The sequence below is a fragment of the Psychrobacter sp. W2-37-MNA-CIBAN-0211 genome, from assembly GCF_040309405.1.
In the GTDB taxonomy this organism is placed as follows: domain Bacteria; phylum Pseudomonadota; class Gammaproteobacteria; order Pseudomonadales; family Moraxellaceae; genus Psychrobacter; species Psychrobacter glaciei.
In genome coordinates this window covers 1-13,461 of record NZ_JBEOOU010000008.1, presented here as the reverse complement: position 1 = coordinate 13,461, position 13,461 = coordinate 1, and the positions used below count along the sequence as shown (strand labels likewise).

Below are 13,461 nucleotides of genomic sequence, written 5' to 3'. Positions count from 1 at the left end.
GTCACTGGCTAGCCATTTTGCATGTATCACGACAATATCAACCACGCCGATAAGGAGAGTAAAGCCATGCCGTTTTTTGCGACGCAGCAATCCTTATTTCGTGCTTACGATATTCGCGGCGACGAGCAGTACTTTACTCCGGATTTTATACAGGCTTTGGGCGCCGCATTTGTGCGACTTTATAAAAACCATAATGCGAAACAACGTAGCAAACCCATTTCTAACAGCCCCATTTCTAGTAGCCCCATTGCTAATAGCCATATTTCTAACAGCAACGTTAAACCGCATCATAAGCCGAAAGAAACCACGGTCATCATCGGCTATGATGTACGCTGCGGTAGTGACAGTATGGCTCAGTCATTGGCATCGATCCTACAAAAGCAAGGCCTCCAAGTAATTAACTTAGGGTTAATTACGACACCGATGATGGCATTTTGGACCGAGCAATACGCTGGTCATGGCATCATGGTCACTGCCAGTCATTCTGCAAAAGGCATCTTAGGTCTCAAATGGCTGGTCGGTAATACTTCTCCTAGTGCTAAAGATATTCAGATGCTTTATCAAGATTTGATAGCGTTTGAGACCAACCAACACCACAATCAGATCGACAATCATAGTGACAACCTTAAGCTTCCAAGTGCTAGCCAAAGTAATGACCAACAGGCAACTTCAGTGCTATCGGTCATTGGCTTGCCGACTGACACTGTGGCAACGCCTTATATTGATGCCATTGCTGAAGTATTTGTCAGTATTTATCCCGAGCAAAACCTATCGGCTAGTAACAAACGAACCTTTAAAAAGCTTGATCTCACCATCGTTATTGATTGTATGCATGGGGCCACTAGCAGGATTGCCCTGCCCTTATTTACCACTTTTTGCCAGCGCGTCATCATCATCAATGACACCCCTGATGGTAACTTCCCCATGGGTAACCCTGACCCTACTGAGCCGAATCGATTGGCAGAATTGCAACAAAATGTCATCGTTAATACTGCTGATATTGGTCTAGCATTTGATGGTGATGGCGATAGACTGATGATCGTCGACAACAGTGGCAAAATAGTCATGCCCGATCATTTGCTGTATTTGCTCGCCTCAGTCGCCATGAGCGAGCGTCCAGAGACATGGCAAACTCATACCGCATCCCCGCAAGTGCTGTTCGATATTAAATGCTCACACCATCTGCCTATTCTCTTAAGCGATTTGGGAGCGACGCCAATCCTGAGTAAAACTGGCAGTAGTTTAATGCGTCAACAGCTACAGGCCGATGACAGTCAAATCTTATTCGCAGGTGAATTGTCTGGGCACTTTATTTTTAACGATGGTTATTTTACTGCTCATGATGATGCGATGTATGCGGGCTTGCGCCTACTACATTGGTTGGCCTATACAGCGACGCATCGTGACACATCATCGGCTGCTGTTGGTTTATGGGGTGAGCCGATTGAGCAGTCACGCCCTATTCGCTTGACTGAGATTACCCATCAATTACCGATGTTGGTCAGTACAGCAGATCATTATTTACCTTTACCCAGTAGAGCGCCTTTGCAGTGCCCAATCGTGCAGCAATTGGCAGAATTTTGTTGTTATTTGCAGTGTTTGGTTGCCGCGTCTTCTGATGACCTCGACAGCACACTGACTGCGGCTTATGTCTCATCACAATGCGCTTGTGTATCGTCGAGCGTCAAGCACACAACCTTAGCACAAGCAAAGCAGTTATTACCGAGCGGCACGCAGCTGACCTGTATTGATGGCGTGCGCTTAGATTTTGCTCATGGTTTTGGTGTATTACGCCAATCAAACACCAGTCATCATTTGACCGTGCGCTTTGCTGGTGATAGCCTTACAGATTTGAAAGACATACAAGCCCGCTTCGTCGCACTGTGTCGCCCATTTGATAAACACTTGGCAGAGCAGATTGCAGCACTTCTCTCTGAATAGTTTTTTGAACTGACTTTGATTGAATTAACTTGTTTCATTATCATCATTGCCTAGCCGCTGACATAAAATCTCGCTACCAATCCTTGTATAAATCGTTTTTTATCATTATAAAGACAAGCATATCTGAGAATAATTAGGGCGTGTTGCACATTCGACCATGGCACTGACAGAGACTATTTTTTAGACAGTTCGACGTTAAAACAGTAAGTTTAGTCATTCTAAGCGTCTATTTTTAACCATGAAATGGCAAAAAATAGACCTGTCTCTTCGAGCTGATGCGAAAACTGCCCTATGCTGCGTTGTAAACCTAGTTAAGGCATGAGCATTACCGTCGTTTTACGCCTTGTCTAGAACAGTTTTCGCAATCAGCAGTGCCTATTTGTGAATGTTCAACACGCCCTAAGATAAGCCTGTCTAACGATAGTCAGCCGTAATAAACCAACTTTTTAAACCCATCTCTTTTAGAACTAAATTTTAGGAGCTTATCATGACGCTTAATTTGGATGAAGCCAAAAATACCGCTGAAGTATTAACCACAGCACTGCCTTATATCCAGCGCTTTGTGGATAAGCTCATTGTGGTCAAATACGGTGGTAACGCCATGACCGATCCTGAGCTTGAGAGTTCATTTGCTCGTGATATCGTCTTGCTAAAAACCGTCGGTATACACCCTGTCGTCGTACATGGCGGTGGCCCACAGGTAGACAATCTACTAAAAGAGCTCGGTCGCCAGTCCAACCGTATCGATGGTATGCGAGTGACTGACAAAAGTACCATGGATATCGTTGAGATGGTATTGGGCGGTAGCGTCAACAAATCTATCGTCAGCTTAATTAATAAGCACGGTGGCCGCGCGATTGGTCTGACGGGTAAAGATGCCAATTTAATTTTAGCCAAAAAACTAATGATGGAAAAAATTGGTGCAGATGGTATCGCTGTGCCTGTCGATTTAGGTTTTGTCGGTGATGTTGTCAGCGTCAATAAAGACGTGATTAATATGCTGATTGCTTCTGATTTCATTCCTGTGATTGCGCCTCTTGGAGTCGACAGCGAAGGCAATACCTACAATATCAATGCTGATTTGGTCGCGGGTAAGGTCGCTGAATTTTTGCAAGCGGAAAAGCTCATGCTATTGACCAATATCAAAGGGGTATTGGGTCGTGACGGTGAAGTCGTCACCGGATTAACGCCAAAGAAAGTGGACAGCTTGATTGAAGACGGCACTATCTCAGGTGGTATGATTCCGAAAATTCAATGTGCGCTCAATGCGGTGCGCAGTGGCGTAAAAAGTGCGGTTATCGTTGATGGTCGTGTGCCTCATGCGACGCTGTTAGAGATTTTCACCAACGAAGGTGTCGGCACGCTGATTAGTCGTGAGATAGATTCTACGGTGATCTAATAACCAGCCGCCCAAATCAGATGTATAAAAAACGAAGCCCGAACCTAGACAATGCTAAGTTCGGGCTTTATTGATTGGATGGTATCAAATCATAGTCAAACAAGTTTAGGGTCTGTTGAACATTCAAATATTAGGACTGCTGATCGCTAAACAGACCCTAATAAGCGCAGAACTCTACGGAACTATGACTACTATTGCCGTATACTTTCATATGGTGATTGCCTTTACGCTCGGTAAAATAGGAAGTCTCATCTTCGTAACGGTCACCATCGAGGCGACCATTTGGCCCTGTGACATAAGCAACATTGATACGATCGTCACCCACATTGCGAATGACCAGATTTTGATCTGGCATGAGCCACAAGCGAAACACTTTACCATTTTTAATATTACCGGTAAAACTGCCGCAATAGCTATTATCTGCAAAGGTAATTTTGGTAGACGAGTCAGCTGCTTGCACACTCGTCACCATTAAAGGGCTCACCGCCAACGCTGCCATTAACAATAAATTTTTCATAATCTTATCCTTGACTATTACAAACGAACAAACTTAATTCTACTAATAAGTAGAATAGTTTATAATTTGCCAAAGTGATAGCTTTTTATTGAAAATTTGCCTCAAATTCAGTGGCATCAAAGCCGCATAGCAATACTTGCTGACCTTGATTTTTATCTGACAACTGACCTTCTACAATTGGACGTTTAATCATACTGGTATTTTCGACAAGTAAATCAATAGCATTATTTACATTATCATCAGCAGCTTGCTTTTGCTCCTCGGTCAGTTTGCGCCATGTAGTGCCGCGCTTGTTGAGCACTTTATCAATACCTAACTCTTTTACCCAGCGCTCTACACTCTCTTTATCGATGCCCTGCTTTTTATAGTCATGAAAATCATAACCTACATTCAGCTCATCAAGCTTAGTAAAAGCTTTTTTCATCGTGCTACAAGATTTGATACCGTAAATGGTGATGGTCATATAAGCTCCAAGTCAATTATCATTATTGTCTTTATTATACCTAACACTACCGAGCATGAGAGCGGAAACTTAGCCATCGTTAGTTTTTAAAACATCAAACATATCGAGCAAGCGCACCATCATATCGTCGCAATTTTTGCCAAATTACGCTATGCTATGGCATTGTGAAATTTCACCCAATTTATTCGTATTAATCAATTTCGAGCCGACTATGAGCAACGCCGTGACAGCAGAACCTTCTAATACTAATCATACCAATGACAGCACCTACTATCAGCCGCAGCTAATTGAAGCCGCGCAACAAGCCAAATGGGCAACGGATAAGCGTTATGAAGTGGGCAACGAGCCTAGCGATAAGCCAAGTCGCTATATGCTGTCGATGTTCCCTTACCCAAGCGGCAAGCTGCACATGGGTCACGTGCGAAACTATACTATCTCAGATGTGCTGAGCCGTTACTATCGCCTCAAAGGATATGAAGTCATGCAGCCAATGGGCTGGGACGGTTTCGGCTTGCCCGCTGAAAATGCCGCGATTGCCAATCAGACGCCGCCTGCCAAATGGACGTTCGCTAATATTGATAGCATGCGCGCGCAGCTAAAATTGCTTGGCTTGTCTATTGACTGGTCGCGTGAATTTGCCACTTGTAGCCCTGAGTATTATCAGTGGGAGCAGTGGTTGTTTTTACAGTTATACAAAAAAGGCTTGGTTTATAAGAAGCTGGCGACGGTCAATTGGGATCCGATTGATAATACAGTTTTAGCCAACGAGCAAGTTATCGACGGTAAAGGCTGGCGTAGTGGTGCAGCGGTCGAAAAACGCGATATCCCGATGTATTACTTTAATATCACCGATTATGCTGACGAGCTGCTTGATGACTTGGATCAATTAGAAGGTCACTGGCCATCTGAAGTACTGACCATGCAGCGCAACTGGATTGGTCGTAGTGCGGGTATGGAAGTGCACTTCCCTTATGAGCTTGCCGGCCAAGCCAATAGCTTAGACGTCTTTACTACCCGTCCCGACACTTTGATGGGCGTCACTTATGTAGCGGTCGCCGCTGAGCATCCATTGGCGCAGTACGCGGCTGAACATGATGAAACGATTGCTGCGTTTTGTGCCCTTTGCAAAAAAGGCTCAGTCGCGGAAGCAGACCTAGCCAAAGCAGAAAAAATCGGTATGGACACTGGTCTCACCGTGACGCATCCACTGACTGGCGAAGAAGTGCCTGTTTGGGTTGCCAACTATGTGCTGATGAGCTACGGCTCTGGCGCAGTCATGGCAGTACCGGCACATGACGAACGCGATTATGAATTTGCCGTTAAATACGACTTGCCTATCAAACAAGTTATCCAGTCTCCTGATGGTCATACTGAGTCTGTTATCGCCGAAGCCAAAAAAGATGGTTCTGAGCCAAATCTTGCCTATACTGAGCACAATATTTTGATCAATTCAGGTGAATTTGACGGCTTGGACTTTGAGCAAGCGTTTGAAGCCATGCTAGCCAAACTTGAGCCACAGGAACTTGCGAAGAAAAAGATCCAATATCGTTTGCGCGATTGGGGCGTCTCTCGCCAGCGCTATTGGGGTTGCCCTATCCCAATGGTCAACTGTGAACATTGCGGCACCGTACCAGTCGAAGAGCAAGATTTGCCAGTAGTATTGCCTACGGATGTTGTTCCTGATGGTCGCGGTAACCCACTCAAAAACATCCCAGAGTTTGTCAATACGACTTGCCCTAAATGTGGCAATCCTGCTGAGCGCGAAACCGACACCTTTGATACTTTTGTGGAGTCGAGCTGGTACTATGCGCGTTTTGCCAGTCCAAATGACGCACAAAACATGGTCAACAAGTCTGCTGCCAATAAATGGCTGCCGGTCGATCAATATGTTGGCGGTGTAGAGCACGCGGTCATGCATTTACTGTATGCACGCTTCTTTCATAAGCTCATGCGTGATGAGTCATTGGTATCAGGCGATGAGCCATTTGCCAACCTTATGACTCAAGGCATGGTGCTTGCCGGTACTTTTTACCGTGTCAATGCTGATGGCAGCACTACCTATTATTTTGCAGAAGATATTGATATTGACTACAACGAGCGTGGTCAACCGATTAAAGCCATTTTAAAGTTAGATGGTCAGCCAGTGACCATTGGCAAAATCGAAAAAATGTCTAAGTCAAAGAACAATGGTGTCGACCCACAAATCACTATTGATAAATATGGCGCTGACACGGTTCGCCTTTATACCCTATTTACTGCGCCTGCCGATCAAACGCTAGAATGGTCAGATGACGCGCTAAAAGGCCCTTATAATTTCGTTAAAAAAGTATGGCGCATTGCTACTGAGCATACGCAAGCGCTCACCGAAGCAAACCTAAGCTTTGAGACGCTAAACAATGCCGCCTTTAATACGAATGGCTTAAGCAAAGAAGCGAAAAAATTACGCCGTAAGACCCATGAGACTATTGCCAAGATTGATAGTGATTTGGGCGATCGTCTGGCGCTAAACACGCCCGTATCAAGCCTCATGGAACTTGCCAACGAACTTTCGAGCTTTAAAGCCGATAGTGAACACGATCTACAAGTCCAGCACGAAGCACTGATTGATTTGCTCATTATGCTATCAGTCTATGCGCCTCATGCGGGCGAGCATTTACTTGAGCAGTTAGGGCTCGATACATTAACCCTAAACTACCCAACCGTGGATGAAAGTGCGCTAGTACAGGATATGATCACGATGGTGGTACAGGTCAATGGTAAAATGCGCGGTAAGATGGATGTCGCGCCGAACAGCGACCCTGAACAACTAAAAGCGCAAGCACGCGCGATGGATAGTGTGGCAAAATTCTTGACCGGTGAAATCAAAAAAGAAATCGTCGTACCGAATAAACTGGTCAATATCGTGGTTGCAGGCTAGACCTTTTTAAACTTAGTGTTTTAAGCCTTTTTATCAACATAAGGATAGCGATTATGTCGTATAAGCATCGAGCTGTGCAGTCATCTCAAACAAAATTAAGTAAGCCAAATGGGCAATGCAGTATGGCAAAAAGGTCTAGTGGACAGAAGCTAGCGACAGCATTACTCACAAGCTTGCCACTGTTTGCTGTGCTTGGATCGACAGCAGCCCTTAGCGGCTGTGGCTTTCAGCTACGAGGTTATGACACGCCGATGCTATTTGATGTTGCTAAAACAGCTGTCATTATCGAAGACAATCGTACCTCCTTCCCACTAAAGTTACCATTAACACGACGCCTAGAGGCCTTAGGTGTCGAGGTGACTGATAATATGACCTCGGCTGATGTCACCAATAACAATAAAAACGCTACGGCGGAACCCATTGCCGCGATTAGCGTCAATAATATACGCTTTAAGCGTTATGAATTGGTCGGCGTTTTAACAGAAATTCGCTTGGTAATATCAGCAGATGTCAGCTACCAAGCCCTACAAAACGGCAAAGTTGTGACGCTGACCAACCCCATCCAAGTTGAGCGCAGCTACCAGTATAATGAAGCATCGGTCAGTACCGATGACCAGCAAGGCGACCAAGTTCGTGACTGGCTCTATGACAGTTTGGCACGCCGTATCACTGATCAGTATGTCGCCATTGCTCTGCCTAGAGTCGCCCCTACCAGCGCCAATACACCATCACAAACAGGGTCAGCATCTACGGCAGTTATCGTACCAAACGCACCAAACCCTTAATATTTAGCGTACGTCATTCTGCACATCCATCCTCATAAACCTGTGTCCTCATTAGTCTATGCAAGATACTTTTATACAAGCCTATCCCAAACTACTACAGTCATCCGTGGCGGTAGCAGGTTTGTGGCTGGCACATGGAGATGAGCCCTTACTGAGTCAGTGGCTGATTGACGCCTTGCGTCCGCATTGGCGTGCGCAAAATTACGCGATTAAACGTATAGAACTGATATCAGTTAAGAGCTGGCAAGAAGTACTGTCAGAGCTTGGCAGTCAATCTCTATTTGATGATGCTAGCGCGCTGATCGTGACCGGCAATCATAAACCAGACAAATCCGTTATCGCTGAGCTTGAGCGCTTTGCTGTTGAGGCGCAAACAGGAGCGCACAGTCATAGCTTATTATGGTTAACGCCCAAACAAGACAAACGAGCGCAAAGCAGCAAGTGGTTTGCGCCATTTGCCCAGTACGGTCACGTCATTGATTGTAATTTATACAACGAACAGCAACGTCAGCAGCTGTTGCAGATTCAAGCCCAGCAGTTTGGACTCAGGCTGTCACAAGAAGCATGGCAACTGCTCATGTCGCACACCGAGCATCACCTGTTAAGTGCTTATCAAACCTTATGGCGGCTGTCTTATTTATTTGCGCCGCAGTTGGATGCTAGTAGTCATGACGCAATTCACGAAGGCAGTAATCAGTCTACAACGACCGCGCCAAACGTAGCATTAGATATCAAGGATCTTCAAGCCGCCTTGGTCAGCGACGCCCAATTCAGTGTCTTTGATCTGTCCGATGCGATGCTGACAGGCAATAGCGCACAAGTGGCAAAAATCATTTTTCAGCTGAAAGCCACTGATGAGCCGACGACCTTGGTACTGTGGGCAATCAGCAAAGACATGCGCCAAATCATACAATTAATGGATGGCCAAGATCCGCAAGCACTGGGTATTTGGCGTAGCAAGCAAGGATTATATCAACAAGCCTGCCGCCGCCAAGCAAAAGCTCAAACGGCTGAATGGCCTGCGCTGCTGTATCGTTGTGATCAAGCGATTAAGGGGCTTATTCGCCAGCCAGCATGGGAGCTATTACTACAAGCAGCATTAGAGCTAGCAGGTAAGCGTTTATTTGCGATGCGCTAAAATTAGTCTGTCACCACCTTCTATTGTTTCGCTTATTAACCAGTTAACCATCTCCTCTCTTACTGACTTATAGGTTTAAACACTATAAGTCCAGATTTTACTACCCTATCTTGTTCTCCTATAATTTTCGCCTTATTGTTTTTAGTAAGCGTTTATTTTCTGTACCTATCTCTATGCTTAGCTACCTTAACCTTTCGTAAACTAATTAACATTCCCTTTTGTAGATGAAGTCTCTACTATATCTACACTTGATTTAATTGTGATTGGATTGTTGTCATGCGCAAAATAAGCAAAAAGGCTGCTATCAAATGGGGTGTCATTACCTTAATTATCGTAGCATTAGTGGCTTTGGCCTATACTTTTTTAAAACCAGAAGAAACCACACCTAACTACTTAACCGCCACGGTTGAGGTCGGTGATATCGAAAACAATGTCATGGCATCGGGTAAAGTTAAAGCACTTAATACCGTTGATGTCGGTGCGCAGGTTTCTGGTGAGGTCACAAAACTCTATGTAGAAGTGGGTGACGAGGTTCAAAAAGGCGACCTTATTGCACAAATTGATCAAGTCACTCAGAATAATAATCTAAGCAACGAGCAAGCGACTCTTGAGCAGAGTGTTGCTGCTATCGAAAGCGCTAAAGCAGATGCATTGAGCCGTCAAGCTGGTCTTAAGAGTGCGCAAGCTGATCTTGCTAGTCGCCAATCAGAATTGAGACAAGCTCAATCAGACTTTTCACGCTTGCAAGGTCTAGTCGCTATCGATGCGATATCGCAGCAGGAGTATGACACTCAGGCTACCAGCGTTGAGACAGCAGAGGCAGCCGTTGCCAATGCTCGAGCCGCCATCGATACTGCCAGAGCCGCTATCGCTACTGCCAATGCTAACGTCAGCAGTCAACAAGCTGCGCTACGTAAGTCGCAAACCAATGTAGAAACTGCTCAAGAAGATTTAAGCTACACGACGATTCGTGCGCCAATTTCAGGTACGGTTGTCTCAGTAACGACCGAACAAGGTACAACGGTTAACGCCAATCAAACGGCACCGACTATTGTGACTCTAGCTGATTTATCTACCGTCAGAATCAACGCGCAAATCTCCGAAGCTGATGTCATCAACGTCAATGCTGGTATGCCGGCTTATTTCAATATCATCGGTAATCCAGATCAACAGTATGATGCAACGTTGACTGCTATTGAGCCTGCTCCGGAGCAAATCAGTAGTACTAGCTCGACAGACGCTGCTATCTATTATGTCGGCTACGTAGAAGTGCCGAACCCTGACCGCTTGTTCCGAATTGATATGACCGCGCAGATTTATATCATCGTCAATGAAGCCAAAAACGCGCTTTTAGTACCGTCAACAGTGATACAAGAAAAGCGAACTAGAGGCAAAGAAAAAGACAAAGCAGCCACCGGCAAGTTTGTACGTGTATTAAAAGAAGACGGAACCGTAGAAGAGCGTACTGTAGAAGTCGGTATCGATAACCGAGTAAACGCGCAAATCTTAAGTGGTTTGAAAGAAGGGGAAGAAGTAATCATCAGTGAAGAAAGCGGTAAGAAATCAGGTAGCGGCCGTATCCCTGGTAAACCTCGAATGTAACTTGCTCTTTGACTATGTTGCTTATGTTGACTAAAAAGGACGCTTAAACATAACCGTCCTTTTATAACAACGCTACAACGACTACTTGCCTTTTATTGAAGACATTGCTATGACTATACCTCCCTCGTCCAAATCGCCGCTGATAGATGATGCGACTCTAGACTTAGAGAAAAACGCACCTACTGACACCCTAGGGCACCCTAGAAAAGTCACCCCGGACACGACGGTCTCACCAGTATTGGGCAAACCTATTATGGAATTGTCCGGCATCATCCGCGAGTTTGCGGCTGGTGAGCAGACCATTCGAGTCCTACATGATATCAATCTAACGATTCACCAAGGTGAGATGGTTGCCATCATTGGACAATCAGGCTCTGGCAAGTCTACCTTGATGAATATCTTGGGCTGCTTAGATCAAGCCACCGCTGGCGATTATAAGATTTATGGTCAATCCGCCCGTAAGCTTGATGCTGACGAGCTCGCTGAGCTACGCCGCGAGCACTTTGGGTTTATCTTTCAGCGCTATCATTTGCTTGGTGATATCAGTGCCAAAGACAATGTCGCCGTCCCTGCAGTATATGCTGGCATGGATACCGAGGCACGCACCAATCGTGCTGAGAAGCTATTAACGGATTTGGGCCTTGGCAATAAGGTTAATAACCGTCCCAATCAGCTCTCAGGTGGACAGCAGCAGCGCGTTTCTGTTGCTCGTGCACTGATGAATGGTGGTGACGTTATCTTGGCAGATGAGCCAACTGGTGCTCTAGACAGCAAGTCTGGTGAAGATGTCATGGCAATTTTGCATGACCTCAGTGCACAAGGTCATACCATTATCATGGTCACACATGATCCAAAGCTAGCGGCACAAGCAGAGCGTGTGATTGAGCTAAAAGATGGCTATGTCATCGCTGACTATCAAACTGAGCATTATAAGCACACCGACAAAAAACCAGAGTCTATCCTTGGTGAGCACCGTAAAAGTGCCTTTGGTAGTTTCATAGATCGATTGCTTGAAGCGTTTAAGATGTCTTTGCTTTCCATGCGCGCACATAAGATGCGTACCCTACTGACTATGCTCGGCATTATCATCGGTATCGCTGCAGTCGTATCTATCGTAGGTCTTGGACAAGGCTCTCAGCAGCAAATCCTCGCCAATATCAGCTCGTTAGGTACTAACACCATTACCGTTAATGATGGCTACCCTAGAGGCGACCCTAGACGCCGCTATAATGATGACAATTTGACACCAGAAGACGCAGAAGCAGTTGGCAATCAGCCCTATATTATCAGCGTTAGCCCTCAAGTGAATGCCAACTCTAGCGTGCGCTATCGAAGTACACAAGAGGATGCCACCGTCAACGGCGTTGGCGAAGACTATCTAACCGTCACTGGTGAGACATTGGCATTGGGTCAAGGGTTTGATGCAAAAAGCGTCACATTACGTAGTCAAGATATCATTATCGATAACAATGCCAAACAGACCTTTTTCTCAGATATTGATAACCCTGTTGGTGAAGTGATACTGATTGGCAGTGTGCCCGGACGCGTGATTGGCGTACTCGAAGAGAGCGACGGTGGCTTCGGTGCAGATGTAACGACGCCTACCATCTATATGCCTTATACAACGGTGATGTCGCGTGTTACGGGTAGTACCAATATCGACCGCTTTATAGCATTGTTAGATGACAGCATCTCCTCTAGTGCCGCAGAGACGGCCATTTCTGACTTGATAGAGAGTCGTCATGGTGCAGATGACTTCCAAATAAGTAATTCAGATTCTATCCGTCAAACGATCGAATCGACAACTGGTGCTTTAACGCTATTGATATCATCTGTTGCTGTCATTTCACTGATAGTTGGCGGTATTGGGGTCATGAACATCATGCTGGTGTCTGTCACCGAGCGCACCAATGAGATTGGTGTACGTATGGCTGTAGGGGCACGTCAAAACGACATCATGCAGCAGTTTTTGATTGAAGCTATCTTGGTTTGTGTTTTAGGTGGTTTGCTAGGCATTGGCTTAGCATTTGCTATTGGTGAACTGATCAATCGTGTTGGTGGTGATAACTTTAAAGTCATCTATTCATCGACTTCTATTATTGCCGCTTTTGTTTGTTCGACATTGATTGGCGTGGTATTTGGATTCTTGCCTGCCCGTAATGCCGCCAAATTGGATCCTGTTGAAGCATTGTCTAGGGATTAATACCTAGACACATGAACGTTTTGGCCAAATATTCAGTCCGAAATATTGAATTAGCGATAAAAAATCAAAGAAATACGCAGTTTTACGAGAGATTTACACTTTTTTCCTAATACGGGGTTGTAATTGTCTTAATAATATATATAATGTGCTCTCACGTTTAGGGATACAAACACTTTAAACGTTAGGGTTGTTAGCTCAGTTGGTAGAGCAGTTGACTTTTAATCAATTGGTCCCGCGTTCGAGTCGCGGACAGCCCACCATATTTAGTTTTATCTTTATTAATCGTTCTGCCCTATCCGGTAGTAGACCAATAAAGATAAGTTTAAAAGACATCGTCAAGATGTTTAGTTTTTAGAAAGTTCGTTACATAGGATTTTCTTTTGCAGAGTTAAAAAGCAAATGCTTTTTATACACTCTTCAGGGTTGTTAGCTCAGTTGGTAGAGCAGTTGACTTTTAATCAATTGGTCCCGCGTTCGAGTCGCGGACAGCCCACCA

The 13,461-nt window shown here is 45.2% G+C and carries 9 protein-coding genes and 2 tRNA genes; 9 read left to right on the top strand and 2 right to left on the bottom strand.

The features are described 5' to 3' along the window. The first annotated feature begins 21 nt into the window (after positions 1-21). Entirely contained in the window at positions 22-1,941 is a 1,920-nt protein-coding gene (locus AAEY72_RS09030) for a phosphohexomutase domain-containing protein (RefSeq protein ID WP_352310269.1), read from the top strand. 487 nt (positions 1,942-2,428) lie between these two features. Beyond that, a complete protein-coding gene (gene argB, locus AAEY72_RS09025) occupies positions 2,429-3,340 on the top strand; it encodes an acetylglutamate kinase (RefSeq protein WP_010198880.1) in 912 nt (303 codons plus the stop codon). Positions 3,341-3,497: 157 nt separating this feature from the next. On the opposite strand, the gene AAEY72_RS09020 is transcribed toward argB, so the two are convergent. Beyond that, complete coding sequence (locus AAEY72_RS09020; RefSeq protein WP_240216828.1) at positions 3,498-3,857, bottom strand: hypothetical protein; 360 nt, start codon at positions 3,855-3,857, stop codon at positions 3,498-3,500. A gap of 85 nt (positions 3,858-3,942) precedes the next feature. Continuing rightward, a complete protein-coding gene (locus AAEY72_RS09015; protein WP_352310268.1) occupies positions 3,943-4,320 on the bottom strand; it encodes a Spx/MgsR family RNA polymerase-binding regulatory protein in 378 nt (125 codons plus the stop codon). 211 nt (positions 4,321-4,531) lie between these two features. Here AAEY72_RS09015 and leuS point away from each other — a divergent pair, with 211 nt between their 5' ends. The 7 genes from leuS (at position 4,532) to AAEY72_RS08980 (ending at position 13,461) form a co-directional block, all read left to right on the top strand. Beyond that, positions 4,532-7,237, top strand: coding sequence for a leucine--tRNA ligase (gene leuS, locus AAEY72_RS09010; RefSeq protein WP_352310267.1), 2,706 nt, complete (start codon positions 4,532-4,534; stop codon positions 7,235-7,237). Positions 7,238-7,359: 122 nt separating this feature from the next. After that, a complete protein-coding gene (locus AAEY72_RS09005; RefSeq protein ID WP_352310266.1) occupies positions 7,360-8,022 on the top strand; it encodes an LPS-assembly lipoprotein LptE in 663 nt (220 codons plus the stop codon). Between the two features lie 58 nt (positions 8,023-8,080). Then, positions 8,081-9,160 (top strand): DNA polymerase III subunit delta, encoded by a 1,080-nt coding sequence (gene holA / locus AAEY72_RS09000; RefSeq protein WP_352310265.1) that lies wholly within the window; start codon positions 8,081-8,083, stop codon positions 9,158-9,160. Positions 9,161-9,436: 276 nt separating this feature from the next. After that, the gene (locus AAEY72_RS08995) at positions 9,437-10,762 is read left to right on the top strand and encodes an efflux RND transporter periplasmic adaptor subunit (protein WP_352310264.1); all 1,326 of its coding nucleotides are present in this window, start codon (positions 9,437-9,439) and stop codon (positions 10,760-10,762) included. A 253-nt stretch (positions 10,763-11,015) separates the two neighbouring features. Further along, a complete protein-coding gene (locus AAEY72_RS08990; protein ID WP_352310326.1) occupies positions 11,016-12,965 on the top strand; it encodes a MacB family efflux pump subunit in 1,950 nt (649 codons plus the stop codon). Positions 12,966-13,149: 184 nt separating this feature from the next. After that, positions 13,150-13,225 (top strand) — tRNA-Lys (locus AAEY72_RS08985). A gap of 160 nt (positions 13,226-13,385) precedes the next feature. Continuing rightward, positions 13,386-13,461 (top strand) — tRNA-Lys (locus AAEY72_RS08980).